General features: G+C 38.0%; 24 protein-coding genes and 3 pseudogenes. 19 read left to right on the top strand and 8 right to left on the bottom strand.

All coding sequences use genetic code 11. The features are described from left to right. Window positions 1–106 precede the first annotated feature (106 nt). From EEI45_RS00495 to EEI45_RS00485, 4 genes and pseudogenes are all read left to right on the top strand, one after another. Window positions 107–874, top strand: a complete 768-nt coding sequence (locus EEI45_RS00495; RefSeq protein ID WP_125163714.1) for an inositol monophosphatase family protein — start codon at window positions 107–109, stop codon at window positions 872–874. A 10-nt stretch (window positions 875–884) separates the two neighbouring features. Then, window positions 885–1,394 (top strand): annotated as a pseudogene (locus tag EEI45_RS09850) (inositol monophosphatase family protein). 7 nt (window positions 1,395–1,401) lie between these two features. Then, window positions 1,402–1,650: an inositol monophosphatase family protein gene (locus EEI45_RS09845; protein WP_267128129.1), complete on the top strand. Its 249-nt coding sequence runs from the start codon at window positions 1,402–1,404 to the stop codon at window positions 1,648–1,650. Window positions 1,651–1,654: 4 nt separating this feature from the next. Then, a complete protein-coding gene (locus EEI45_RS00485; RefSeq protein WP_125163713.1) occupies window positions 1,655–2,482 on the top strand; it encodes an alpha/beta hydrolase in 828 nt (275 codons plus the stop codon). A gap of 98 nt (window positions 2,483–2,580) precedes the next feature. On the opposite strand, the gene EEI45_RS00480 is transcribed toward EEI45_RS00485, so the two are convergent. Further along, window positions 2,581–3,731 (bottom strand): IS3-like element ISErh1 family transposase gene (locus EEI45_RS00480; protein WP_125163712.1). Its coding sequence is split into 2 segments (ribosomal slippage): window positions 2,581–3,458 and window positions 3,458–3,731, totalling 1,152 coding nucleotides; the frame shifts between segments, so codons are not numbered across the junction. 40 nt (window positions 3,732–3,771) lie between these two features. Here EEI45_RS00480 and asnA point away from each other — a divergent pair. Then, window positions 3,772–4,800, top strand: coding sequence for an aspartate--ammonia ligase (gene asnA, locus EEI45_RS00475; RefSeq protein WP_125164890.1), 1,029 nt, complete (start codon window positions 3,772–3,774; stop codon window positions 4,798–4,800). Window positions 4,801–4,845: 45 nt separating this feature from the next. Here the strand turns inward: asnA and EEI45_RS00470 are convergent, their stop codons facing one another. The 4 genes from EEI45_RS00470 to EEI45_RS00460 are packed head-to-tail and all read right to left on the bottom strand — an operon-like array spanning window position 4,846 to window position 6,928. After that, window positions 4,846–5,634 (bottom strand): MetQ/NlpA family ABC transporter substrate-binding protein, encoded by a 789-nt coding sequence (locus EEI45_RS00470; protein ID WP_125163711.1) that lies wholly within the window; start codon window positions 5,632–5,634, stop codon window positions 4,846–4,848. Between the two features lie 9 nt (window positions 5,635–5,643). After that, the gene (locus EEI45_RS00465) at window positions 5,644–6,306 is read right to left on the bottom strand and encodes a methionine ABC transporter permease (RefSeq protein ID WP_125163710.1); all 663 of its coding nucleotides are present in this window, start codon (window positions 6,304–6,306) and stop codon (window positions 5,644–5,646) included. Then, complete coding sequence (locus EEI45_RS08775; protein ID WP_228410406.1) at window positions 6,303–6,464, bottom strand: hypothetical protein; 162 nt, start codon at window positions 6,462–6,464, stop codon at window positions 6,303–6,305. Before EEI45_RS08775 ends, EEI45_RS00465 begins: the two co-directional genes overlap by 4 nt. Beyond that, the gene (locus tag EEI45_RS00460) at window positions 6,461–6,928 is read right to left on the bottom strand and encodes an ATP-binding cassette domain-containing protein (protein WP_267128153.1); all 468 of its coding nucleotides are present in this window, start codon (window positions 6,926–6,928) and stop codon (window positions 6,461–6,463) included. Before EEI45_RS00460 ends, EEI45_RS08775 begins: the two co-directional genes overlap by 4 nt. A gap of 278 nt (window positions 6,929–7,206) precedes the next feature. On the opposite strand from EEI45_RS00460, the gene EEI45_RS00455 reads away from it, so the two are divergent. The 4 genes and pseudogenes from EEI45_RS00455 (at window position 7,207) to adhE (ending at window position 11,748) form a co-directional block, all read left to right on the top strand. Continuing rightward, on the top strand, window positions 7,207–7,614 hold the full coding sequence (locus EEI45_RS00455; protein ID WP_125163709.1) for an OsmC family protein: 408 nt from the start codon (window positions 7,207–7,209) through the stop codon (window positions 7,612–7,614). A 114-nt stretch (window positions 7,615–7,728) separates the two neighbouring features. Beyond that, window positions 7,729–8,574 (top strand): aldose 1-epimerase family protein, encoded by an 846-nt coding sequence (locus EEI45_RS00450; RefSeq protein WP_125163708.1) that lies wholly within the window; start codon window positions 7,729–7,731, stop codon window positions 8,572–8,574. Then, window positions 8,571–8,954, top strand: a complete 384-nt coding sequence (locus EEI45_RS00445; protein WP_125163707.1) for a hypothetical protein — start codon at window positions 8,571–8,573, stop codon at window positions 8,952–8,954. The genes EEI45_RS00450 and EEI45_RS00445 overlap by 4 nt, the downstream gene beginning before the upstream one ends. A gap of 155 nt (window positions 8,955–9,109) precedes the next feature. Next, window positions 9,110–11,748: pseudogene (gene adhE, locus EEI45_RS00440) on the top strand (bifunctional acetaldehyde-CoA/alcohol dehydrogenase). Window positions 11,749–11,824: 76 nt separating this feature from the next. On the opposite strand, the gene EEI45_RS00435 reads toward adhE, so the two are convergent. Further along, entirely contained in the window at window positions 11,825–12,181 is a 357-nt protein-coding gene (locus EEI45_RS00435; RefSeq protein WP_125163706.1) for a carboxymuconolactone decarboxylase family protein, read from the bottom strand. A gap of 191 nt (window positions 12,182–12,372) precedes the next feature. Here EEI45_RS00435 and EEI45_RS00430 point away from each other — a divergent pair, with 191 nt between their 5' ends. The 4 genes from EEI45_RS00430 to dcuC are packed head-to-tail and all read left to right on the top strand — an operon-like array spanning window position 12,373 to window position 16,879. After that, window positions 12,373–13,641: a GNAT family N-acetyltransferase gene (locus EEI45_RS00430; RefSeq protein ID WP_125163705.1), complete on the top strand. Its 1,269-nt coding sequence runs from the start codon at window positions 12,373–12,375 to the stop codon at window positions 13,639–13,641. After that, window positions 13,631–14,557, top strand: a complete 927-nt coding sequence (locus tag EEI45_RS00425) for a ribokinase (RefSeq protein ID WP_125163704.1) — start codon at window positions 13,631–13,633, stop codon at window positions 14,555–14,557. The genes EEI45_RS00430 and EEI45_RS00425 overlap by 11 nt, the downstream gene beginning before the upstream one ends. Next, complete coding sequence (gene rihC, locus EEI45_RS00420; protein ID WP_125163703.1) at window positions 14,550–15,479, top strand: ribonucleoside hydrolase RihC; 930 nt, start codon at window positions 14,550–14,552, stop codon at window positions 15,477–15,479. Before EEI45_RS00425 ends, rihC begins: the two co-directional genes overlap by 8 nt. Window positions 15,480–15,499: 20 nt before the next feature. Next, entirely contained in the window at window positions 15,500–16,879 is a 1,380-nt protein-coding gene (gene dcuC / locus EEI45_RS00415; RefSeq protein ID WP_125163702.1) for a C4-dicarboxylate transporter DcuC, read from the top strand. Between the two features lie 67 nt (window positions 16,880–16,946). Here the strand turns inward: dcuC and EEI45_RS00410 are convergent. Further along, window positions 16,947–18,090: pseudogene (locus EEI45_RS00410) on the bottom strand (IS3 family transposase). Between the two features lie 59 nt (window positions 18,091–18,149). Beyond that, window positions 18,150–18,896 carry a TetR/AcrR family transcriptional regulator gene (locus EEI45_RS00405; RefSeq protein ID WP_228410405.1) on the bottom strand — a complete coding sequence of 249 codons (747 nt, stop codon included), beginning with the start codon at window positions 18,894–18,896 and terminating at the stop codon, window positions 18,150–18,152. Window positions 18,897–19,118: 222 nt separating this feature from the next. On the opposite strand from EEI45_RS00405, the gene deoD reads away from it, so the two are divergent. The 6 genes from deoD (at window position 19,119) to eno (ending at window position 26,146) form a co-directional block, all read left to right on the top strand. Beyond that, complete coding sequence (gene deoD, locus EEI45_RS00400; RefSeq protein WP_013853271.1) at window positions 19,119–19,838, top strand: purine-nucleoside phosphorylase; 720 nt, start codon at window positions 19,119–19,121, stop codon at window positions 19,836–19,838. A 224-nt stretch (window positions 19,839–20,062) separates the two neighbouring features. Next, entirely contained in the window at window positions 20,063–22,423 is a 2,361-nt protein-coding gene (locus EEI45_RS00395; RefSeq protein ID WP_228410404.1) for a heavy metal translocating P-type ATPase, read from the top strand. Window positions 22,424–22,439: 16 nt separating this feature from the next. Further along, window positions 22,440–22,631 carry a heavy-metal-associated domain-containing protein gene (locus tag EEI45_RS00390; protein ID WP_125163700.1) on the top strand — a complete coding sequence of 64 codons (192 nt, stop codon included), beginning with the start codon at window positions 22,440–22,442 and terminating at the stop codon, window positions 22,629–22,631. Between the two features lie 222 nt (window positions 22,632–22,853). Further along, window positions 22,854–24,053 carry a phosphoglycerate kinase gene (locus EEI45_RS00385; protein WP_125163699.1) on the top strand — a complete coding sequence of 400 codons (1,200 nt, stop codon included), beginning with the start codon at window positions 22,854–22,856 and terminating at the stop codon, window positions 24,051–24,053. Window positions 24,054–24,056: 3 nt separating this feature from the next. Then, entirely contained in the window at window positions 24,057–24,800 is a 744-nt protein-coding gene (gene tpiA, locus EEI45_RS00380) for a triose-phosphate isomerase (protein ID WP_125163698.1), read from the top strand. A 50-nt stretch (window positions 24,801–24,850) separates the two neighbouring features. Beyond that, window positions 24,851–26,146, top strand: coding sequence for a phosphopyruvate hydratase (eno, locus tag EEI45_RS00375; protein WP_125163697.1), 1,296 nt, complete (start codon window positions 24,851–24,853; stop codon window positions 26,144–26,146). Window positions 26,147–26,164 lie beyond the last annotated feature (18 nt).

Here is a 26,164-nt window from a genome sequence, read left to right as displayed (position 1 = left end):
CATTTCTAAAATTAAGGGCCTACACTCATCGATTTGAGTGGAGGACTTTTTTTATATGTACATATTTATTGATAAAGGTTTATAATGATAAGATGGAGGCGTTAAAATGAATAAAAAAGCAGAATTTACGATAAAACTTGTACGTCAAGCCGGAGAACGCATTAAAACGATGATGCAGGAATCGATTGATATTAGTCTTAAATCATCAAGATCAGATTTTGTAACGAATGTTGATAAACAAACAGAGATTTTTTTAGTTTCAGGAATCAAGGAAGCTTATTCAAACCAAAATTTCTTAACTGAAGAAAAAACCGTGGAAACGATGGGGAAAGACCATTTATGGATTATTGATCCGATTGATGGAACCACAAACTTTATCTATCAAAAACAAAATTTCAGTATTTCTGTGGGTTATTATCATCAAGGAATGCCTGTATTTGGTATTGTTTATGATGTCATGGCAGATGAGATGTTTGTTGGGATTGTTGGTGAAGGAGCATATCTGAACGGACAAAAATTAGCGATGCTCGACCAAGATATTCAGTTAAAAGATTCAATTATTTCCGGTGATGTCTACCGTCCTGGTTTATTTAAAATGACCCCTCAAGAACTTAAACTACTATTTATTACGCATCGATTTTTAGGGTCGGGAGCTCTAGAAGTATGTCATATTGCGGCAGGGCGATGGCAATCATATGTCTTTCCTAAACTCAAAGTATGGGATTTCGCAGCTGCGGTGATTGTCTTAACATGTGTTGGTGGTACTTACCACTTTGGGGATTTAGAGGATACGCTTTACTTTGATAATGAACCCCGTGTATTTATCGCGGCATCCAATCAAACGATTAAAGAAAGTTTAAAAGCACTACTATAAGGAGAAATGTATGCAATCAAAATTATCATTTGCGAAGCAATTAGTTTATGAAGCAGGAGACTATGTTCGCGAACATATGAAGCAAGAATTAAATATTGATACGAAATCAGCACGCAATGATTTTGTTACCAATGTCGATAAAGGGACAGAGCAATTTTTAGCCAAACGCATTAATGCAAAATATCCAAACCAAAATTTTATTACCGAAGAAAAAATGGTTGCATCGACTGGACTTGATGATTTGTGGATCATTGATCCAATTGATGGTACGTGAAATTTTATTTTTGAAAAACGTAATTTTGCGATATCTGTTGGTTATTATGAAGAACAAAAACCTGTTTTTGGGATTGTCTATGACGTGAGTCGTGATGAAATGTATGTCGGGATTGCAGGCGAAGGGGCTTACCTCAACGATCATAAGCTTCCAATGCTATCTCAAACCGTAACACTTCGTGATTCCGTTGTTTATTCGGATACTAAGACTCTAGAGGTTATGTTTGGGGATGCGGTAGGCACATGATCATTTTATGTCGGTACGTTATATGGGAGCAGCGTCGCTTGAAATTTGTGGTGTCGCTGCAGGTCGTCATCAGGTGTATCTCTCACGGCGCTTGAAGGTATGGGATATTGCAGCTACAGCAATCATTCTTGAGGCAGTTGGTGGTGCATTCACTTACGATACATGCGATAATAAGATTATATTTGAAGATAAGAATTTTGAATTTATGTGTGCTTCAAATCCCACAGTGATTCAGGAACTCAAAGATAGGAGATAGGAATATGGAATCTTATTTAAAGATTAATGATGAGGTTTCGCTGCGTTATGCAGCTGATTGTGTTGAAAAACCGAAGGCTATTGTTATTATTAACCATGGTTTTGCGGAGCATATTGGTCGCTATGATCATGTTACAGAGCATTTTAATAAAGCAGGATTAAGTGTGTATCGCTATGATTTACGTGGACACGGTCGTACCGACTCCCCTAAAGGACATATCGATTCGTATTTATCGTTTATCTCAGATTGTAATGAAATGGTTAAATTTGTTAAAGATGAGAATATCGGTGTTCCTGTATTTATGTTAGGTCATAGTATGGGTGGGCTTGTTACGACGATGTATGGTATAGCACATCCCTATGAACTAAAAGGCCAAATTCTATCAGGTCCTGCTGTGGCACCACTTCCGCCGGTTGAAGGAAATATGGGTAAAGTATTAAATGTAGTCGGTAAATCATTTAAAAAGATAAACATTCGTAATGTTGTGGAAGATGACATTTGTTCGGTACCCGAGGTTGTGAGTGCTTATAAAAATGATCCGGATGTTTTACATAAAGCAACTGCACGATTTATGCGTGAATTTTTAATTAAGGCACCGGAGTTTGTTGCGAAAAATGTATCCCGTTACCGCTATCCTGTTTTAATTTGTCATGGAGAAAAGGATAAGGTTGTTCCTATCGAAGTAGGTGAATGGCTTTATGAAAACATCAGTTCAAAAAACAAACGTTTTATTGCTTACCCAGACCTATACCATGAAATCCTTAATGAAAAGATGTACCCTGAGATTCTAGATACTATGGTTGAGTGGATATTGCTTCAGTTGAGTAAGTAATATGTAATTCTAAAATGACGGTTTCTTATAAATGATAAAGTAAAAAAACATCTCAGTCGGAACTGACCTAGTTCCTTGGGACTAAAGAAAAACCCAAGTTAGGATGAAGTTAACCGATAATTTACGGGAGATTGATATCCTAGCTTTTCTTGTATTCGATTTTCATTGTAATATTTTAAATAGTTTATCACAGTTTGTGATACAATTTCAGTAGAACCCTTTAGTTCTGGGTTTAATTCGAATGTTTCACACTTTAGCGAGGCATGAAACGATTCGATAGGAGCATTATCAGCGGGAGTACCCTTACGGGACATACTCATGGTAATGCTTTTATTTTTTACTTTGAGTTGATACTCTTTTGATGTATAGACACTCCCTTGATCAGAATGAAGAATACATGGCTGAACGATATCCGGAAGTTGATTTAATGTATCAACCACACATTCTAGGTTTTGTCTGTCACTCAATGTAGACGCAATAATCTCACCATTATATAAATCCATGATCGTAGATAAATAGAGCATCTTATGGCCATAAGGGATGTAAGTGATATCTGTCACCAATTTCTCTAGAGGACGTAGTGATTTAAAGTCGCGATTAATGATATTGGGCATAATGATCTTCGGATTTTGTTTTCGATACCGTTTGACCTTAACACGGCATTGACATTGGTGTTTCTGCATTATCTTTTGAACAGTGTTCTTATTGATAATTCTTTCTTTTCGAATTAATGCAGTTATTTTTCGATATCCATAACGAAATTTATTTTCTTTACAAAGTTCAATTACTAATGCTTCATTGACAGAATAATTATTAGACTCTAGTTGCTCTTTTTTAGTCCAACGGTAATACGTTGACTTAGGTACCCCAAAAAGATTCAAGATATCTTTAAGAGATACAGTGTTGCGATACTCTTCAACGAGCTTGATGATTATTTCAGGAACCACATCCTTTCTCTTTCCAAATACTTTTTTAATAGTTCAATTTGTTGCTCCAAAGATTTAATTCTAAGTCTTTGTGTTTCTTCGACCGTGTCTCCTTCAGGCCCTTTTCCAAAAGTATATTGCTTGCCTACAGGTTGAGAAAATCGATAGTGTTCACCATTTCGATACCATCTCCACCATGTTTTGACTTGTGTTACATTTTTTATTCCAAGTTCAGTCTGAATAAACCTGCTTGAGTAGCCTGCCAATTTCATTTCTATAACTTTCATCTTTGTCTCATAGCTATGCATAGTTCGTGTTCCCATATAAAAACCTCCTATATTGAACTATTTTACAATAATTCTCATACAAGAGGTTTTTTTCTTTAGTCCCACGGAACTAGGTCAGTTCCAAGGATATCAGTCCAGACTTGGTGTTTATGACACACAAACTGCGATTGGATTTATTAAGCGTTGCTTCGAAGAGGCGCTCACAGGAAGTTTAAAATTAAAACGGGTTTCTGCGCCTTTGTTCGTGGCACGAAATTCGGGTTTAAATGATGACTTAAATGGTTTGGAGCGTCCGGTTCGTTTTGACGTTCCCTCACTGGATGCAGAGGGTGAAGTAGTACACTCCCTGGCAAAATGGAAACGCATTGCGTTACATCAATATGATTTTAGAGAAGGAAACGGTCTTTATACGGATATGAATGCAATTCGCCGTGATGAAGCGTTGGATAACATTCACTCAATTTATGTGGACCAGTGGGATTGGGAACGTGTGATTTCACGTGAACAACTTACGATAGATTATCTAAAAGAAACGGTTCAAAGCATTGTGAATGCGATCGTGGAAACTTCAAGTCGTTTACATACGAAGTATCAAGATGTGGATGTCATGATTGATTCAAATGTATCATTTATTACAAGTCAAGAATTGGAAGATTTGTATCCAAACTTGAGCTCTAAAGAACGAGAAAACGCATATGTTAAGGAACATCATACAACGTTTATCATTCAAATTGGTGATAAACTCAAGAGTGGAAAACCGCATGATAACCGCGCTCCGGACTATGATGATTGGTCTTTAAACGGAGATTTGTTGTTCTGGCATGAACCGCTTGGGATTGCACTTGAACTATCCAGCATGGGAATTCGTGTCGATCGCGAAGCGATGTTGTATCAACTTAAAGAGGCAAATCAAGAAGATCGCTTAAAATATGATTTCCATAAGATGATCGTAGACGATGAACTTCCACTAACAATTGGTGGTGGTATTGGTCAGAGCCGTATGTGTATGCTGTTATTGGGAAATGCACATATTGGTGAAGTTCAAGTAAGTCTTTGGGATGATGAGACTTTAGACACATGTAAAGGAAAAATAGAACTCTTATAAGTAAATAAAAAACCTCTCAATGGATATCGAGAGGTTTTTTCGTGTTTAGAAAGCTGGTGAGAGTGTTGCGCTGTGTTCTTCTGTTAAGAATTTACGAACAGCATCACTTGTCATGGCTTTTTTTAGTGCTTGAATTTTCGCATCATCTTTATTATCTTCACGTGCTACTAATGAAATTGCATAATGTCCATCTGATTTTTCTAAAATTAGCGCATCACTTGGTGTGAGTCCAACTTGTTTAATATAAGTAGGATAGTTGAATACGAGATCGACTTCTTCATATGCTTGATTTAAAGTTAAGAGATCAACTTCAATAAACTGATAGTTTTTATGATCTGTTACGTCTTTAATCGTTGCATCATATTTAACACCATCTTTTAATGTGATGAGTCCAGCATCTTGCAAGATTAGAAGGGCACGAGCTTGGTTGACTGCATCATTTGGAATTGCGATTTTTGCGTCATCTTTAAGATCTTTAATGTCCTTAAGATCTTTTGAGTAGAAACCTACAATTGCATCATAGATTGGTTGAATGCCTACAAGGTTACCACTTTGACTCTTGTTGAACATTTCCATAAAGGGAACATGTTGGAAGAAGTTGGCATCGATTTCTTTATTATTAAGAGCAGTATTAGCTTGGGTATTGTCTGAAACGGATACAAGTTCAAGTTCATAACCGTCTTTTTTCAATTCCTCTTTAGCAATTTCGACAACATCGGTCATTGGCATCATATGTGATGCAACCTTTAACTTCATGTCATCTGGATTTTTTTTGGCGCCGCATGCGGTAAGCATGAGCATTGCTGTGAGTAATACAAGTCCTTTTTTAATCATCTTTTCTCCTTATCGCTTATCAATTCGTTTAGCGATTCTATTTCCTGTGAATTGAATCATCAGTACAAGAACAATCATAATGAGAATGGTTGCATACATGATTTGCCACTCAAATCGTTGATAACCATATCGCATTGCGAAGTCCCCGATTCCGCCGCCACCAACAACTCCCATTACCGTCGAGTAATTTACATAACTAATAATGGAAGATGTAAGTCCGAGGACAAGTCCTGATCGTGCTTCAACAAACAGAAATTTAAAAACAAGTTGAAACGGTGTTGCCCCAAGTGAGAGGGCACTATCAATAATTCCTTGAGGAACCTCGAGGAGTGCTTGTTCAACAAATCGAGCATACAATGCCGCTGCAACAAAACTCATGGGTACTGAGGCTGCATAAGTTCCAAGTGAAGTCCCAATTAAGAATCGAGTCACCGGAATCATAAACACAATAAATAATAAAAACGGAAACGAACGCACCACATCCACATATCCATTTAAGAAAAATGAAACAAATCGATTTTCGTAATACCCGTCTTTTCGGGTAAGGTAGATAAGTGTGCCCAGTGGTAATCCAACTAAAAGTGCAGATAGAATTGAAAATCCTAAAAGAATAAAGGTTTCGCTCAGTGCTTTAAGCAACTCAGCATGAAATTCAGCGTATATCGATATCATTGTAATAAATAGTCCTTTGCATGGATTGCGTAAGAGGGTGTTGGATTGTCTTCATCGTGACGATTTACTGAAATCACTTCATGAAGCGTTCCATTATCCAAAATCGCAACCCGATCACACAACATCTTCGCAACTTCTAATTCATGAGTAACAATCACAATCGTTGTGCCGAATTGTTGATTAATTTGTTTAAAACCTCAAGAATTTCTTTGGTAGTATGAGGATCTAAAGCAGATGATGGTTCATCACAAATTAAAATCTTCGGTTTGGTAATCAATGCACGTGCAATGGCAACACGTTGACGCTCTCCACCACTAAGTTGTGCAGGATAGTGGTGGATCTTTGATTCGAGGTGTACAAAGCAAAGTGCTTCAGACACCACATTACAATCTTTATTCTTTGCAAGTCTTAGTGGCAAGGCAATGTTATCAAACACAGTACGATTCCCCAATAAATTGAAATTTTGGAAAACGACGCCAATCTCTTTACGAAGTGAACGCATTGCGTTACTTGAGAGTGATTTTAAATCGGTGCCATCAACGTAAACGACACCATCGTCGGGCTGTTCTAATCCATTGATTAAACGCAGCGCAGTTGACTTACCGGCTCCGCTTTCACCAATAATTCCGAAAATTTCAGATTGTTTGATTTCAAATGAAACGTTGTCGAGTGCCTTGAATGTTTTGTTTTTACCTTGATAATGTTTAGAAACATTTTTAAACTCAATAATAATAAAACCTCCCAGCTCATTAACCCACCGTTATTATAGTTGCTTTATACCTGATTTTCACCTGATATACTCATAAAAAAACAATAAAATAACGTGATTTTACTAACAAAATGAGCGTTCTGAAGGTTCATAAATACAGACTCATGTATAATAAAAGGAGAATGATAAACATGACATCGATTTATAAAACAACGGCAATCAATGAAACAACTGTGCCAAATCAAACTCGAATTGAAGACGGTCTAGCACTTACAATGACACCGCCTTTAGATCCTCAAGAAGGTTCGAATCCAGAACAACTTCTTGCAATGTCGTGGGCAACATGCCTTAATGCCACAAGTCAAGCACTCTTAAAAGCACGAAAACTCGAACATAATTCAAGAGTGCGTGTTGAGGTAGACCTCCATAAAGAGGCAAATGGAGTAGGATATTACTTCAGTGCCTATGCATATTTGGCCGTAGAGGGAATTTCCTTAGAAGAAAGTGAACGTCTTGTACGTCAAGCCCATGAACGATGCCCTGTATCAAAACTGATTCATGGCAACGAACATGTTGATGTATTTGTGGAAGCATACTAAGCAGTCGAAAGGACTGCTTTTTTGTATTATGTTATTTAATGTAAATTTGGGGAATGAAGCATTGTTTGCATAAAGACATGATATAATCAAAACGTAAAATGAGGTGGCATAAGGATGAAATTAGAAAATGAATCGTTACTTTTAGAATTTGATTGTAAAGGTGCAGAGCTTCGTCGCGCATTAAATAAAGAGACGCAAAAAGAATTAATGTGGAACGGTGATGCTGCATTTTGGGGACGTGTTTCTCCAGTCCTTTTCCCCATTGTAGGAAAAGTATTTAATGGAAAATATACAATCGATGGTCAAGACTATCAATTATCGCAACATGGTTTTTTAAGAGACCAAGAATTTGAAGTTGTACGTCATACTGAAAATGAGTTTGTATTTGAGTTTCACAGTAATGATGCACTGTTGGAAGTATATCCATATAAACACAAAGTACAAATTGCTTATAAATTAGATGGAAAACGGATCACTGTAACGTGGCATATCTTTAATAAAGATGAGAACGAAATGTTTTATGCCATTGGAGCACATCCTGCTTTTCTACTTGATGATGAAGGTGATTATGAGTTTGTCTTTGAACAAACTGAAAACGTTCATCAATACGGACTCAAAGAAGGCTTTATTGATGGAAAGGCTCCCGTTCAATTAGATCGACTTGAGGTGAATGAAGCAAACTTCAAGGATACAACCTTAATCTATGATCATACTTCAGAAGTGACATTAATAAACAAGAACACCCAAGAATCCGTTACGGTAGCTTACGAAGGCTTTGACTACTTAGCGTTATGGCGACCTTGTAAGGAAGGTGTAATGGCACCTTTTGTATGTATTGAGCCTTGGGTAGGTATTGCGGATGAATACGGTGGATACCCTGATATTCGTGAAAAGCTTGGAATTAAGCGTCTTCAGAAAGGTGATGACATTGTGCATCAATATACGGTGACGTTTCAATGAAGCAAAAATTTATTCAAATGATGCAGGGCCGTTATGGAACGGATAAACTGAATCAACATCTTCTTTATTTAGGTGTGGTTGTGGCGATTGTTGGGATTTTTACCCGACAAGTTTGGTTGCAAGGGGTTTGGTTGTTACTTTTAGTTTATGTCTATTACCGTACCTTCTCGCGTAAGATTCAAAAACGATATCAAGAGAATCAAGCGTATCTTACATTTTTAAGCAAAGGAAACGCGAAATGGAATCGCATTAAGTCATGGCCGAAGTATAAATATTTCACATGCAAGACGTGCGAAACCCGACTTCGTGTTCCGCGACGAAAAGGAAAAATTGAGATTACGTGTCCAAACTGTAAAACAAAATTTGACGCAAAATCATAAAACTTACTAAATTCGTGATGATGAAAACGCTTAACTTGTTTCATCATCACGAATTTAGTTTTTATTTGCGCTTTTTTACGTTGATTTGTTTGAGTCAGCCTTTGATCCAACATACAATATGTATGTGAAAGAAATAACAAGGGAGGTCACATACCATGACAACTAAAAAAGTAGAATTGGACAACGAAGTCAATGAACTCGTTGCGAATGCTCAAAAAGCATTAAATGGTTTTATGGATTTAAATCAAGAACAAGTCGATTATATCGTTGCGAAAGCAAGTGTTGCTGCACTCGATCAACACGGTGTTTTAGCGCAACTTGCTGTTGAAGAAACAGGACGAGGCTGTTTTGAAGACAAAGCAACGAAAAACTTATTTGCATGTGAACATGTTATTAACCATATGCGTCACCTTAAAACAGTTGGTGTTATCAGTGATGAGGACATCACAGGGATTACCGAAATTGCTGATCCAGTAGGGGTTATTTGTGGAATTACACCCGTTACAAACCCAACATCAACTGCAATATTCAAATCATTAATCTCACTTAAAACAAGAAATCCAATTATTTTCTCATTACACCCATCTGCACAAAAATGTAGTATTGCGGCTGCGAAAGTTGTTTATGAAGCTGCAGTTGCTGCAGGGGCTCCTGAACACTGTGTTCAATGGATTGAACGTGGATCAAAAGAAAAAACAGATGAGCTGATGAACCACGACGGTGTTGCGACAATTCTTGCAACCGGTGGTAATGCAATGGTTCGTGCTGCTTACTCATGTGGAAACCTGCACTTGGTGTTGGTGCCGGAAACGTTCCTGCATATATTGAAAAATCAGCAGAGGTTGCCCAAGCTGTTAACGATATTCCCCTATCAAAATCATTTGATAACGGAATGATCTGTGCTTCAGAGCAAGCTGTGGTTATTGACGTAGACGTTTATGATGAAGCCATTGAAAAATTCAAAAAATACGGTATGCACTTCCTCTCAGCTACAGATAAGAAAAAAGTTGAGAAATTTATGTTCGGAGTTTCAAGTGGCGATGCAAATGTTCTTGAAGCAAAATTAAATCCAAATGTTGTAGGGAAAGATGCAACATGGATTGCTGAACAAGCAGGGATTAAAGTGCCTTCAAATACAGTAATCTTAGCCGCAGAATGTAAAGAAGTAGGACCTAACGAAGTTCTAACACGTGAAAAATTATCACCAGTTCTTGCAGTCTTAAAATCAAAAGACAGCGATGAAGGAATCAGCTTAGCACGTCAAATGGTTGAATTTGATGGATTGGGTCACTCAGCAGCAATCCATACAAAATCAAAAGAACTTTCCGAAAAATTTGGAGAAACTGTTCCTGCAATTCGTATTATCTGGAACTCACCATCAACCTTTGGAGGAATTGGTAACATCTATAATGACTTTATTCCTTCATTAACACTTGGTTGTGGCTCATACGGACATAACTCAGTAGGCGATAACGTAAGTGCAGTTCACCTCTTGAATATTAAAAAGATTGGGAGACGTAATAACAATATGCAATGGTTCAAAGTACCATCAAAAATTTATTTCGAAAGAAACTCAATTCAATATTTAAAATCAATGCGTGATGTTGAACGTGTATTTGTTGTAACAGACCGTGCTATGGTTGATTTAGGTTACTACAACTTAATTGTTGAACAACTTAATAAACGACGTAACAAAGTTCAAATTCAATTATTCTGCGATGTTGAGCCAGATCCATCATTAAACACTGTTAAACGTGGCTATGAAATGATGAAATCATTCCAACCGGATACAATTATTGCTTTAGGTGGTGGTTCACCAATGGATGCCGCTAAAGGTATGTGGATCTTCTATGAACATCCAGATGTAGACTTTAACGATCTTAAACAAAAATTTGTGGATATCCGTAAACGTGCATTCCGTTACCCAGACCTGGGTGAAAAAGCACAACTTGTATGTATCCCAACAACTTCCGGTACCGGTAGTGAAGTTACACCATTTGCAGTTATCACCGATACAGATTCAAATAAGAAATACCCACTTGCGGACTACTCACTTGTTCCAACTGTTGCGATTGTTGACCCAATCTTCACAACAAACCTTCCTGCATCCGTAACTGCAGATACAGGTCTTGATGTATTAACACATGCTACAGAAGCATATGTTTCAAACTTCGCAAATGACTATACAGATGGTCTTGCAATTCAAGCCATTAAAATGGTCTTTGAAAACCTTGAACGTGCAGTTCATAATGGAAAAAACGACTTGGATGCACGTGAAAAAATGCATAATGCTTCAACCCTTGCAGGGATGGCATTTGCGAATGCATTCTTAGGTATGAGTCACTCATTAGCACATAAAATTGGTGGTAAATTCGACGAAATGCCTCACGGACGTATTAATGCAATTCTCTTCCCTTATGTTGTACGTTATAATGGTACACATCCAGAAAAACCTTCATTATGGCCAAAATACAATGTATACCGTGCCCATGAACGTTATGCTGAATTAGCACGTATCCTTGGCTTACCTGCAAGCACAACCGAAGAAGGTGTTGAAAGTTATGCGCAAGCATGTCATGACTTAGCCGTTCGTTGTGGTATTAAGATGAGTTTCCAAGAACAAGGTGTTAATGAAAAAGCATTTATGGCTGAAACAGAAACCATTGCTTATCTTGCATACGAAGACCAATGTTCACCATGTAACCCACGTCTTCCACTTGTTAAGGATATGAAGGAAATTATTGAACATGCTTACTATCCTGCAGAAAAAATTCATACAAAAACAAAAAAATAATTTAACGATTTAAAAAAGCATCGCTCTACCGGTGCAAAGAAAAAGCCCACATCAGCAGATGTGGGCTTTTCTATAATTATTTAAAATCTTTCTCGAATTCATCAAGGCTTTCTTTAAGGAGTGTTACCTTATAAGCCATGCTTGGACCACCACCAAATGCAACAGAAACAAGTGCAGCTTCTTCAATTTCTGGACGTGTTGCACCATGTTTTAATGCTTCATGTGTATGGTAAACAATGCAGTATTCGCAACGGTTATACACCGCAATCCCAACACTGATTAATTCTTTCGTTTTAGGATCTAATGCTCCAGGAGCATAACTTTTTCCTAAAAGATTCATAAACGCACCAACACCTTCGCGTTGTGTACGTGATAATTCAGTTAAACCACCTGTAAAAGCTTTATACATTTCTCTAACATCATATTGTGCCATGATCGTTCCTCCTGTATGTATATGTCCATGCTAACACAAAAAGAAATATCTTCAATTGTTTTATCCATACTTTTTTTGAATTGCAGATATTTGATATACTTATGAAAAGTAAAACAATCTAAGACTGATTGTGTAAAAGGTTCTTCACATGAATAAAATATCAGTTACAATAGTAGTAAGAATGGAGGAGTATGAAAAAAGTTAGACTTAAAGATATTGCGAAGTTAGCGCATGTTTCAGAAGCATCCGTTTCTTTAGTATTAAATGACGCGCCCTCACGAATTTCAGAAGCTAAGAAATCAGAGATTAAACGGATTGCGGAAGAGTTAAATTATCGACCAAATTATGTTGCTCGCAGTCTTTCTACGAATAAAACGCAAACAATCGGCTTAATTATTCCAGATATTGAAAACCCCTATTTTTCATCATTTTCTAAACATGTTGAAGATTTATTACGTAAAGAGGGATATCTCGTTTTTATGGTCAACAGTGATGATCATGTTGAAAATGATCGCACGCTTATTAAAGAACTTAAAGATCGGCAAGTTGATGGGTTAATTCTCTGTCCTGCTTTGGATGCATACCGTGTGAATGCGGATGTACAGCAGGAGTTGGATTCGATTGGGGGTCCTTTTGTGTTGGTAGACCGCATTTTTGAAAACATTCAAACAAATCAAGTTTCTTACGATAATGAATATGGTGGGTATCTGGCGACACAATACCTCATTGAACAGGGTTGTAAACACATTGCATGTTTTACCGGTTCTTTACTTACCTATGGTGGGCGTCAACGTTATGAGGGGCATCTTCGTGCCTTAAAAGAATCCGGATATTCGATTTCAAAGAAAAACCGTTATGAAGGGGATTACCGGTATGAGACAGGGTATGTTTTTGGAAAGGATGTCGTAGCACGTAAAGACATCGATGGGGTCTTTGCATGTAATGATCTCATGGCTTACGGATTGCTTAAGGCGATGGATGAAGCTGGACTGACTCAGAAAACCCTTAAAGTTGTGGGGTATGATAATTTAAAACAATCAGAGATGTTTGGGATTCCGTTAACTTCTGTTTCTCAAGATCTTTCCGTTTTAGCGATGCATTCAGTCTGTAACTTTAAAGCATATGCCTTAGAGGATATTCAGATGGCGCTTGATCATGATTTATACGATGTTGTGGTGTTTGATGGTGACCAAGCGGTTGCCATTGCCCGACTGGTCGGTGATGGAAGGATTGTGTTCTTTCTCAAGGATGTCATCGTACATCCGCAATATCAACATCAAGGCTGTGGCGATTTACTGATGCAATCAATCTTTAAGTATCTTTCACGGGTTGCCTGTCAAGGTGCTTATGTAGGGCTCATGGCGACGCCAGGTGTTGAAGCGTTTTATGCTCAGTATGGTTTTATCACAAGACCGACTGAAGAACTAGGAAGTGGGATGGTGTTATTTTATGAGCAGTAAGATCTATGTACTTGGAAGTATTAATGCGGATTTGATGATTTCCGCGAATCGTGTCCCTCAACAGGGTGAAACGATTGCTGGCTATGATTATTTTGAAGCAATTGGGGGTAAGGGTGGTAATCAAGCAGCGGCATGTGCCAATCTAGGCGCCCCTACATTTCTCATTGGAAGTGTTGGACGGGATTATCATGGTCAACTTGCCTTAAATGCTTTAAATAATTTTGGGGTTAATACAAATCATGTTCTTCTCAGTGATGATGAACATACCGGGGTTGCGATGATTTTAAAAACAGATCACGATAATCGCATAATTATAAACCAAGGTGCGAATGCGAATATTAGTGTTCCACGCATTCATGAAGCCCTACAGGGATCTAACCAGGATTTCTTTTTAACTCAATTTGAAGTTCCACTCTATGCCGTATATGAAGGTCTCAAACAAGCAAAAACCTTGGGAATGACAACGGTGGTGAATCCAGCCCCTGCGGTAGTGATGAACGAAGATTTTTATCCATTAATAGATTACCTTGTGGTAAATCAATCAGAGAGTGAAATTTTGACAGAGATCTTCCCTCATGATCTTGAGGATTGTAAGCGTGCGGCCACAACCTTATGTGAACGAGGTGTTAAGACGGTTGTCTTTACCTTAGGTGGCTCGGGAAGTATCTGTATTTCTAAAGATCACGTTGACATCATCCCATCTTATGCAGTAGATGTAGTAGATACAACGGGAGCAGGCGATGCTTATATTGGAACGTTCTTATACGGTCTTAGTAAGCAATGGAATCTTCAAAAAGCATTAACCTATGCAAGTGCTGCAGGTGCCCTTGCATGTACAAAACAAGGTGCTCAAGAAGCACTTCCCACACTTGAAGCATTAACAGATTTTATGAACCAAGGAGGAAATGATGAGTAAACGCAAAATTATCATTGATACAGATCCAGGCATTGATGATGCCGTTGCACTGGCAATCGCTTTATTTTCGGAAGAACTGGATGTTCAGTTGATTACAACGGTTGCAGGAAATGTAAGTATTGAGAAGGTTACGAAAAACACCTTAAAGCTGTTGCCCTTCTACGGTAAAAAAATTCCAGTGGCCATGGGTGCATCCCGTCCCTTACTAAGAGAACCGATTGATGCCAGTGGTGTACACGGTAAAACGGGGATGGATGGTTATGATTTCCCTGAGGAAGATCGAAGTTTGCTTCTCGAGAAAAATGCGGTAGAGGCAATGTATGAGGTCATTATGAACAGTGCGGAGAAAATTACACTTGTTCCAATTGGTCCACTAACCAATATTGCTTTATTAATTCGAGAATATCCGGAAGTCATTGAACGCATTGATGAAGTGGTATTAATGGGTGGTAGTGTCGGACGTGGTAATGCGGGTGTCTATTCTGAATTTAATATTAAAGTAGACCCAGAAGCTGCGAAGATTGTTTTTGAAAGTGGTCTAAATATTGTGATGGCAGGTCTTGATGTAGGTCTTAAAGCCCTTGTTTATCCGGAAGATTCTGCATTGATTAAGGACATGAATCCTGTTGGAAATATGTTTTATCACTTATTTAAAACCTATCGCGGTGGAAGCTTTAAGGTTGGTTTAAAGATGTATGACAGTTGTGCGATTGCATACTTACTTAAACCAGAAATGTTTGAAGTGGTGGAGACATTTGTAGGTATTGAGACTCAAGGGGAATATACATCAGGGGCTACCGTGGTAGACCTAAAAGGATATTGTGGTCAGCCCGCAAATGCGAAAGTTACGACTGATATCGATGCGGATCTATTTAAAACATGGTTCCTCGAATCAATTCAAAAGTGTCAAACGAAAAACTAATATAAAGGAGAATGAAGGTTATGAGTCCATTTGTTATGTATGGAGCAGGCTTGATTGCAGTCGCAATCGTAGTTGTCATGCTTCTTAAAAAACTCGATATTAAGATTACGTTGTTTGGTGTTGGTATTTTACTCATGGTGGTAGCAATTATGATGGGGAATGCGGTTATTGAAGAACCGGTTCATATCTTAGTTGATCCACTTCTTGCGATTATCGATCAATTTAAGAAAACACTCCCAAGTTCTGGGTTTGTGATTCTTGTATTGGGTGGTTATACGGCTTATATGAATGCGATTGGTGCAAATGAGGTAACGGTTAATACACTTACAAAACCCCTCAAAGGCATAAAATCAGCATACGTTTTGGTTCCAATTGTATTCTTACTCGGGAACTTGTTATCCCTTGTAATTCCAAGTGCATCCAATTTATCCATTATTTTGCTTGCAACCTTGTATCCAGTTTTAAAAGAATCAGGGATGTCAACATTAACTGCAGCCGCAATTATTGCGACAACGGCAACGGTTATGCCTACACCATTAGGTGCAGATAACGTTGCGATTGCTGCGGAACTTGGAATGCCTGTTGCAGACTATGTCTTCCAACATCATGCAATTGTTTCCGTACCAACACTTCTTGTGATGGCACTCGCACATACATTCTGGCAAAAATACTGTGATAAAAAACTTGTAGCAAGTGGTGAAGAAAAGGTTGTTCTTAATGTAGAAGCACCCAAGCAAATTGAAGGCAGTGGTCTTTATAAATTTGTCTACACATTGCTTCCCTTGTTACCAATCTTAATTTTACTTGTTGTCTTTGCAATTAATGCAATCACAGGATCAACCTTGAACTTATCTGTTGAAGTGGTATCGATGATGTCCTTTATCATTGTGATTGCGTGCGAACTGATACGTCATCGTGATGGAAATAAAGTCTTAACAGCTACAGAATCCTTCTTTAAAGGGATGGGAAATGCAATGGGGATTGTTGTCTTACTTGTTGCTGCTTCAACCTTTGTGAATGGTCTTAAAGCGATTGGTCTAATTACCCAACTTCAAACGGTAATGCAAACAACCCAAGCTTCAGGCTTTGTCTTACCACTGATTCTTGTACTCTTTACAGCACTGATTGTCCTCTTGAGTGGTAGTGGAATGGCACTCTTCTATGCAATGGTACCGCTTATGGTTCCTCTTGCTGCAGCAGCGGGCATTAGTCCATTTGCGGTGACTGTGCCAATGGGGCTTGCAGGAAACTTACTACGTGCTGTTTCACCGGTATCTGCCGTTGTGATGATTGTTGCAGGAACAACAAAAGAAGAACCGTTTGATATTGTGAAACGTACATCGGTTCCAATGATTGTTGGTACGGTCTTTATGTTTGTACTTTCAATGATTATATTCTAAAAACAAAAAACACATCACCGATTAGGGGAACTGACCTAGTTCCTTGGGACTAAAGAAAAAAACCAAGTTAGGATGAAGTTAACCGATAATTTACGGGAGATTGATATCCTAGCTTTTCTTGTATTCGATTTTCATTGTAATATTTTAAATAGTTTATCACAGTTTGTGATACAATTTCAGTAGAACCCTTTAGTTCTGGGTTTAATTCGAATGTTTCACACTTTAGCGAGGCATGAAACGATTCGATAGGAGCATTATCAGCGGTGTACCCTTACGGGACATACTCATGGTAATGCTTTTATTTTTTACTTTGAGTTGATACTCTTTTGATGTATAGACACTCCTTGATCAGAATGAAGAATACATGGCTGAACGATATCCGGAAGTTGATTTAATGTATCAACCACATTCTAGGTTTTGTCTGTCACTCAATGTAGACGCAATAATCTCACCATTATATAAATCCATGATCGTAGATAAATAGAGCATCTTATGGCCATAAGGGATGTAAGTGATATCTGTCACCAATTTCTCTAGAGGACGTAGTGATTTAAAGTCGCGATTAATGATATTGGGCATAATGATCTTCGGATTTTTGTTTTTTCGATACCGTTTGACCTTAACACGGCATTGACATTGGTGTTTCTGCATTATCTTTTGAACAGTGTTCTTATTGATAATTCTTTCTTTTCGAATTAATGCAGTTATTTTTCGATATCCATAACGAAATTTATTTTCTTTACAAAGTTCAATTACTAATGCTTCATTGACAGAATAATTATTAGACTCTAGTTGCTCTTTTTTAGTCCAACGGTAATACGTTGACTTAGGTACCCCAAAAAGATTCAAGATATCTTTAAGAGATACAGTGTTGCGATACTCTTCAACGAGCTTGATGATTATTTCAGGAACCACATCCTTTCTCTTTCAAATACTTTTAATAGTTCAATTTGTTGCTCAAAGATTTAATTCTAAGTCTTTGTGTTTCTTCGACCGTGTCTCCTTCAGGCCTTTTCAAAAGTATATTGCTTGCCTACAGGTTGAGAAAATCGATAGTGTTCACCATTTCGATACCATCTCCACCATGTTTTGACTTGTGTTACATTTTTTATTCCAAGTTCAGTCTGAATAAACCTGCTTGAGTAGCCTGCCAATTTCATTTCTATAACTTTCATCTTTGTCTCATAGCTATGCATAGTTCGTGTTCCCATATAAAAACCTCCTATATTGAACTATTTTACAATAATTCTCATACAAGAGGTTTTTTTCTTTAGTCCCACGGAACTAGGTCAGTTCCAGGGTTGATGTGTTTTTTATGGATATCAAAGGCTAAGATTTTGGTGACTGTGTCAGCAGTTAGACTTTGTGTTTGATCGTACCCTCGAAGAAAGGAAACAAAATAATCAAGAAATTCTTTAACGTGATTCTTATCGAAGGTATAGGACCCCTTTAGAATACGACGGATAATCCCTTGATGCATAATATAGGCAAAATTCACGATCGTTGAAACATCATCGGCTCTAAAATATCCCGCCTCGACACAAGGGTCTATTGAAAGTTGGTTACGCCGTTTCATTCCTTGCCCTAAAACAAGATCACTGATGTGTTTTGCGGGTTTGGTTTTATGCATTGGAAACGTTGCGTTGTAAGCATCCATATGACTTAAAATTTCATCAGACTTCTCAGAATCAAATACGTAAGTATAGATTTCGGGATCTTTAAAAGACCAATCGGAATAACATCGCCACATTAATAAATACTTATCAAGTGCATTAAGGTCTAAGTTAATAATGGTTTCAAGATCACTGAGGTAATCGGTGATGGTATGGATCATGGCGAAAGCAATCAGTTGGTCAAGATTTTCAAAGTAATTATAGAGGGTAGCACTGTTGTATCCGGCAATGTCTGCGACTTTTCGGATGGTGATTGCTTGCATGCCTTCGGTGTTCACAATTTCTTTGGCTGCCTGCATAAAATAGAGCATGGTTCGTTGCTTTTTTAATTTTTTATGGCTCATTGTCATGACAACCTCCTTACTATGTGAATTATATAACATATACAAATAAATCACAGGGGGTTTCCGGTTTTTTTGGTGCTTTTTCATCATGGTTATCGATATTTAGGGAATTTAGAGCTAAGTTGGTGAATTCTTGGCATTTTCGTTCTTTACACCAAAGGTAATGAATCTCTTTAAAGGCTATGTTATAATTGAATAAATTAATGGGAGGAATTTATATTTATGGCTACACCACATATTAATGCTGAAAAAGGGCAAATCGCTAAGGTTGTATTAATGCCTGGAGATCCACTTCGCGCAAAGTTTATTGCGGAAACATTTTTGAAAGATGTGAAACAATTTAACGATGTTCGTAATATGTTTGGATATACAGGAACCTATGAAGGCGTTGAAGTATCAGTAATGGGTTCAGGAATGGGACAACCAAGTATTGGAATTTATTCTTATGAACTATATTCACAATTTGATGTTGAAGCAATTATTCGTATTGGTTCAGCAGGATCGTATGTTGAAGGACTTGATGTTTATGATGTAATTCTTTCAGACAGTGCATACAGTGAATCTTCATTTGCGAAAGTTGGATTTGGATATGAAGAAGATGTTCTTGAACCAAGTAAGATGTTAAATGATCAATTACGCGCTTCAGCTCAAAAATTAGAAATTCCAATGCAAGAAGGACGTATTCATTCAAGTGATGTTTTCTATCGTGACTCGGGCGTTACATGGCAAGAACTTGCAAAGAATCATGGTGTTACATGTGTTGAGATGGAATCATTTGCACTGTTTGCAAATGCTAAGAAATTAAACAAACATGCAGCATGTCTTCTAACAATTTCAGATTCATTTGTAACTCAAGAAGTGACTTCAGCAGAGGAACGTCAACTCTCATTCACAAATATGATGAAGATTGCGTTGGATGCAGCAATTTCTTTAAAATTCTAAAAAATAAAACTCATCGATAATCGGTGAGTTTTTTAATTCCTAACCAAACTACATTTGTAGTCATACCACTTGATATCGCAGAAATACCATGATAAACTACAAATGTAAACGATAAAGGAGGACGGAAATCATGAATAAAAAAACCTATAACGTAACAGGGATGATGTGTGCATCCTGTCAAAGCCAAGTTGAAAAGCATTACAAGGTGTTGAGGGGTTGAACATGTGGAGGTTAATCTCCTTACCAATCAAGCCGTTATTACGTCACAAAACACAATTCCTGAAGCTGATTTAATCCAAGCGGTTGAAGATCAAGGTTATGGCCTTGAAATCCCCAATCTAATTCAAGAAAAAACAGTCGATCTCAAACTTACCGATATGACCTATGCATCCTGTGTTGCGAATGTGGAAGGTGCACTCCAACACTTAGAAGGCGTCTCGTCCGCAAGTGTTAATTTAATGACCGAACGTGCTCGAGTGGCCTATGATCCTCATAAACTAAAACTGGTGGATATGATTCAAGCGATTGAACATCAAGGCTATGGTGCAAGTCGTTTGGATGAAGTTGACGCAGTATCAACAGATCTCCAAACACAACAAGCTCACAAAGCGAATCGTACTCTTTACATGAGTTTAGTCTTAGCGGCTGCCATGCTCTATATTACAATGGGTCAAATGTTTGCCTATAAACTCCCATTACCATCCTTTATCGATCCAAATCTTAATGCATTAAACAATGCCCTCTTACAAATCATCATTACGGTACCGATTGTTTGGTTAAACCGTGATTACTTCAAAAGGGGTTTTAAAACATTATTCAAAGGACATCCTAATATGGATTCTTTAGTTGCCATTGGAACTGGAAGTGCAATGCTTTACAGTTTCTACGGATTCTTCAAAATTTTAAATGGCGAAGCGCATTTCGTACATCATCTCTACTTTGAGTCTGCTGCGGTAATTTTAGCGTTGATTCGTCTGGGAAAAACCATGAAGTCTCGCAGTAAAGCGAAGACCACCAGTGCCATTAAAGCATTATTAAACCTTAAACCAGAAACGGCACTTTTGATTCGTGAGGGTGGTGTTGTGGAAATTGATGCGGATGAAATCCGAATTGGTGATCATTTGCTGGTAAAACCGGGTACATCCATTCCAATGGATGGACGAATTTTAGAAGGCGAAAGTGCGGTCGATGAGTCGATGTTGACTGGAGAAAGTATTCCGGTTGATAAAACGCGAAATGATGATGTTGTGATGGGGACCATGAATCTTAATGGTCGTCTTGTCATCGAAGTGACCGTTGATGATCAAAATACAAAACTTGCCCAAATTATTCGTTTGGTTGAAGATGCGCAAAACGAAAAGGCACCCATCTCTAAAGTAGCAGATAAAGTCGCAGGTGTGTTTGTTCCTGTGGTTATGTTCATTGCGCTTATTTCTGGAATTTTATGGTTTATCGCTACCAAAGACCTTGAACGTGCCCTTACAATTTTCGTAACGGTACTCGTTATTGCTTGTCCGTGTGCACTTGGACTTGCAACCCCAACGGCAATCATGGTCGGAACCGGAGTGGGTGCACAAAATGGTATTTTTATTAAATCAGCGGAAGCACTTGAGGCTGCTGCGCATATTGATACCGTTGTTTTCGATAAAACAGGAACCTTAACACATGGGAAACCTGTTGTAACGGATATCATCACGAACGTGCCTGAAAATGAATTCTTAAGTATTGTAGGTTCACTTGAAAATGCTTCCGAACATACTTTAGCACATGCGCTTGTTTCAGAGTTAGAAAAGCGAAATCTAGAAATCTTAGCCATTGATTCATTTAAATCAATCTCAGGAAAAGGTCTTCAAGGAAGTGTTGGCGGAAAATCCATTGCAATTGGAAATGAAGCGTTGATGGCTTCGTTAAATATCTCTACAGATCGTTATGAAGCAGATGTGAAACGTTTATCTCAAGAAGGTAAAACGGCGATGTATGTTTCAGATCAAACAGCATTAATGGGGATTGTTGGAGTTGCGGATACTGTTAAAACTGAATCAATTGAAACCGTAAAAGCATTACAAGATATGAACTATGATGTCATTATGCTTACCGGTGATCATCGTGATACAGCACACGCAATTGCCCATCAAATTGGCATCAACCATGTGTTAGCAGAAGTGATGCCTGAAGAAAAGGCAGCCAAAATAAAAGAACTTCAACGTAACGGTAAAAACGTCTTAATGGTAGGAGATGGGATTAATGATGCGGTCGCTTTGGTTCAAGCCGATGTTGGGATTGCAGTAGGTACTGGAACGGATGTAGCGATTGAATCCGCGAAAATTGTGCTGATGAAAGATAACTTGAAAGATGTTGTGAATGCATTAGCCCTCAGTAAAGCAACCATGCGTAATATAAAACAAAATTTATTCTGGGCATTTGCGTATAATGTCGTGGGGATCCCTTTTGCGGCGGGTGTTTTTAAAGTCTTATTCCAAGGGCCACTTCTTGATCCAATGATCGCCGGTGCCGCAATGGCTCTAAGTTCCGTAAGTGTTGTTTCAAATGCATTGCGTTTACGTCGCTTTAAGATTAAAATATAAGAGAAAGGCGGTAACTATGAAGCATATAATTTTTGTCGATAATATGAAGTGTGAGGGATGCGTTAAACGTATTTCAGAAGAATTGGATAACACACGTGTGGATTATACGATCAGTTTGGTCAATAAATCCGTAACGGTTGAAGGATCAAACGATACCGTCCATGCAGCAAAACAAGCAATTCAATCAGCAGGCTATTCTGTAAAATAGCCTGTTTTTCTTATTTTAACGTGAAAATAGAGCAATTTAGTAGGATTAAATTGGAATAACTATATGAAGCAAAGACAGATTTGCACAAGCAACAAACATATAAGTGTGAAAATATTGGTTTTAAACCGTTTTCATGTGTGAAAGCGTAAACTACTGCGCATGATTTCATTGAGAAACCCATTTGTATTTGTTATAATGGGAAAGGTAAATAAGGAGGCAATTATGACAAAAAGAACTGTCAGTGATTTGGATGTTGCTGGTAAGAAAGTCATTGTACGTGTTGACTTTAACGTTCCATTAAAAGATGGCGTTATTACAGACGATAACCGTATCAATGGTGCACTTCCAACAATCAAATATTTGGTAGAAAACAATGCAAAAGTTATTCTTATGTCACACTTGGGCAAAGTAAATCATAAGGATTCAGAAAAAACTGAAGCAGACAAAGCTAAAAATGATATGGCACCTGTTGCAGTAAGACTACAAGAATTAATGCCTGAAACAAATGTTAAGTTTGTTCCAGTTACACGTGGTAGTGCGTTAGAAGATGCTGTTGCAGCTATGGCTGATGGCGACATCGTGTTAATGCAAAACACACGTTATGAAGTTGGCGAAAGCAAATGCGACGACAACTTATCACAATACTGGGCAAGTTTGGGAGACTTATTCGTAACAGATGCATTTGGATCTGTTCACCGTGCACATGCTTCAACAGTAGGGATTGCACAACATCTTCCTTCAGCACTTGGATTCCTTGTTGAGAAAGAAGTTAAGTTCTTAACAGAAGCAATCTATTCACCAAAAAGACCATTCGTAGCGATTTTAGGTGGTGCTAAGGTAAGTGACAAAATTAATGTTATTGAAAACTTATTAGACGTAGCTGACAAAGTTATTGTTGGTGGTGGAATGGCTTATACATTCTACAAAGCAAAAGGTTACGAAATCGGAACTTCACTTGTTGAAATGGACCGTATTGATGTAGCGAAAGCAATTATGGAAAAAGCAGGCGATAAATTAGTATTGCCAGTTGATACTGTGGTTGCTAAGGAATTTGCACCAGATGCAACACCAGTTGTTGTGCCTTCAAATCAAATTCCTGCAGATATGATGGGACTTGACATTGGTCCTAAGACAATCGAATTATTCGAAAAAGAATTACAGGGTGCGAAAACTGTTGTTTGGAATGGTCCAATGGGTGTGTTTGAATTTGACGCATTTGCTCAAGGAACATTGTCAATCTGTAAAGCAATTACAGAACTTCCTGATGTATTGAGTGTTATCGGTGGTGGAGATTCCGCAGCGGCAGCAATTCAATTAGGATTCAAAGACAAAATTACTCACATCTCAACCGGTGGGGGAGCAAGTTTAGAATTTATGGAAGGAAAAGAATTGCCAGGTATTGCAGCAATTCAGGATAAATAAAACATGAGAAAACCCATTATCTTTGGTAACTGGAAAATGAATAAGACGATTGCAGAAGCAACTGAATTCGTTCAAGGTGTTGATGCATTTGTTACAGATAAAGCAGACTTTGGCGTGGCAGTGCCTTTCACAGCACTCCAAGCATCCATTGCAAATGCTAAAAACTTACATATTGCAGCTGAAAATGTTCACTGGGCAGCAAACGGTGCTTATACAGGTGAAATCTCAGTTGAAATGTTAAAAGAAATTGGCACAAAATGGGTTGTTATCGGACACTCAGAACGTCGTCAATACTTCAACGAAACAGATGAAGACATTAATAAAAAAGCAGCTGTATTAATCGAAAATGGTATGACTCCAATCGTTTGTGTTGGGGAAACATTATTTGAATTTGAAGCAGATAAAACAGAAAAAGTTGTTCGTAAGCAAGTTGCGGGTTGCTTAAGTGGTTTAAATGCAGACGATGTTCAAAACATCGTGATCGCATACGAACCTGTTTGGGCAATTGGAACTGGTAAGAGCGCAACAGTTGAGATTGCTCAAAACACATGTGCTTTAGTTCGTGACGAAGTTAAAAACTTATTTGGAGCAGAAGTTGCAGATAAAGTTCGTATTCAATACGGTGGATCCGTTAAACCTGAAAACATTGAGGAATACATGTCACAAGAAGACATTGATGGTGCATTAATTGGTGGAGCTTCACTTCAAGTGGATTCATTCAAAGCAATCATCGATGCAATTAAATAATTTATTAACAAGTTAATAAAAGAATAAATAGAGGCTCAGGAGGATATAACATGCCAAGTATTATTGATATTTATGCACGCGAAGTCATGGACTCACGCGGTAACCCAACAATTGAAGTAGAAGTAACGACAGAATCAGGCGCATTCGGACGCGCAATGGTACCATCAGGTGCTTCAACTGGTGAACGCGAAGCGTTAGAACTTCGTGATGGTGATAAATCACGTTTCGGCGGTAAAGGTGTATTAAAAGCTGTTGCTAACGTTAACGATATTATTGCTGAAGAATTAATTGGCTTTGATGTAACACAACAAAACTTAATTGACCAAGCAATGATCGAATTAGACGGTACATCCGATAAATCAAAATTCGGTGCAAACGCAATCTTAGGTGTTTCAATGGCTTGTGCTATTGCTGCAGCTGATTTCTATGATATGCCACTTTACAAATACTTAGGTGGATTCAACGGAAAAGAATTACCTGTTCCAATGATGAACGTTATCAATGGTGGTTCACACGCTGACTCATCAGTTGATTTCCAAGAATTTATGATTATGCCAATCAGCGCAAAATCAGTTAAAGAAGCAATCCGTATGGGTGCTGAAACATTCCACGCATTGAAATCAGTATTAAAAGAAAAAGGTCATGTTACAGCTGTTGGGGACGAAGGTGGTTTCGCTCCAAACTTAGCATCAAACGAAGAACCTTTAGAAGTTATTGTTGAAGCAATCAAACGCGCTGGGTTCGTACCAGGTGAAGATATCGTTCTTGCAATGGACGTTGCTGCTTCAGAATTCTACGATGTAGAAAAAGGTGTTTATGTATTAAGTAAATCAGGTGGCGAAGAATTAACATCGGATCAAATGATCGATATGTACGAAGGATTCTTAAACAAATACCCAATCGTATCAATCGAAGACGGTTTAGGAGAACGCGACTGGGATGGATGGAAACGTCTAAAAGATCGTATTGGTGACCGTTGCCAAATCGTTGGTGATGACTTATTCGTTACAAACCCTGCAATTCTTGCAGAAGGTATCGAAAAAGGAATCGCAAACTCAATCCTTATTAAAGTTAACCAAATCGGTACTTTAACAGAAACATTTGACGCTATGGAAATGGCAAAACGTGCAGGATATACATCAGTAGTTTCACACCGTTCTGGAGAAACAGAAGATGCAACAATCGCTGACATTGCAGTAGCATTTAACGCAGGTCAAATCAAAACTGGATCAATGTCACGTACAGACCGTTTAGCTAAATATAACCAATTAATCCGTATCGAAGATGAATTAGGTTCAGCAGCTAAATATTCAGGTGCTAACACATTCTTCAACATCAAAAAATAATTAAACGTTGATCAAACT

This window comes from Erysipelothrix piscisicarius, from assembly GCF_003931795.1.
Classification (GTDB): Bacteria; Bacillota_I; Bacilli_A; order Erysipelotrichales; family Erysipelotrichaceae; genus Erysipelothrix; species Erysipelothrix piscisicarius.
This window is presented reverse-complemented; position numbering and strand designations above follow the sequence as displayed.

Bases quoted from the DNA above. Each gene is read 5' to 3' on its own strand.
- EEI45_RS00390 (WP_125163700.1), top strand. From the start codon at position 22,440: ATGAAGCATATAATTTTTGTCGATAATATGAAGTGTGAGGGATGCGTT.
- EEI45_RS00495 (WP_125163714.1), top strand. From the start codon at position 107: ATGAATAAAAAAGCAGAATTTACGATAAAACTTGTACGTCAAGCCGGA.
- EEI45_RS00450 (WP_125163708.1), top strand. From the start codon at position 7,729: ATGAAATTAGAAAATGAATCGTTACTTTTAGAATTTGATTGTAAAGGT.
- dcuC (WP_125163702.1), top strand. From the start codon at position 15,500: ATGAGTCCATTTGTTATGTATGGAGCAGGCTTGATTGCAGTCGCAATC.
- EEI45_RS00465 (WP_125163710.1), bottom strand. From the start codon at position 6,306: ATGATATCGATATACGCTGAATTTCATGCTGAGTTGCTTAAAGCACTG.
- tpiA (WP_125163698.1), top strand. From the start codon at position 24,057: ATGAGAAAACCCATTATCTTTGGTAACTGGAAAATGAATAAGACGATT.
- rihC (WP_125163703.1), top strand. From the start codon at position 14,550: ATGAGTAAACGCAAAATTATCATTGATACAGATCCAGGCATTGATGAT.
- eno (WP_125163697.1), top strand. From the start codon at position 24,851: ATGCCAAGTATTATTGATATTTATGCACGCGAAGTCATGGACTCACGC.
- EEI45_RS00430 (WP_125163705.1), top strand. From the start codon at position 12,373: ATGAAAAAAGTTAGACTTAAAGATATTGCGAAGTTAGCGCATGTTTCA.
- EEI45_RS00455 (WP_125163709.1), top strand. From the start codon at position 7,207: ATGACATCGATTTATAAAACAACGGCAATCAATGAAACAACTGTGCCA.
- EEI45_RS00425 (WP_125163704.1), top strand. From the start codon at position 13,631: ATGAGCAGTAAGATCTATGTACTTGGAAGTATTAATGCGGATTTGATG.
- deoD (WP_013853271.1), top strand. From the start codon at position 19,119: ATGGCTACACCACATATTAATGCTGAAAAAGGGCAAATCGCTAAGGTT.
- EEI45_RS00445 (WP_125163707.1), top strand. From the start codon at position 8,571: ATGAAGCAAAAATTTATTCAAATGATGCAGGGCCGTTATGGAACGGAT.
- EEI45_RS00485 (WP_125163713.1), top strand. From the start codon at position 1,655: ATGGAATCTTATTTAAAGATTAATGATGAGGTTTCGCTGCGTTATGCA.
- EEI45_RS09845 (WP_267128129.1), top strand. From the start codon at position 1,402: ATGTCGGTACGTTATATGGGAGCAGCGTCGCTTGAAATTTGTGGTGTC.
- EEI45_RS00435 (WP_125163706.1), bottom strand. From the start codon at position 12,181: ATGGCACAATATGATGTTAGAGAAATGTATAAAGCTTTTACAGGTGGT.
- EEI45_RS00470 (WP_125163711.1), bottom strand. From the start codon at position 5,634: ATGATTAAAAAAGGACTTGTATTACTCACAGCAATGCTCATGCTTACC.
- EEI45_RS00385 (WP_125163699.1), top strand. From the start codon at position 22,854: ATGACAAAAAGAACTGTCAGTGATTTGGATGTTGCTGGTAAGAAAGTC.
- EEI45_RS00405 (WP_228410405.1), bottom strand. From the start codon at position 18,896: ATGAGCCATAAAAAATTAAAAAAGCAACGAACCATGCTCTATTTTATG.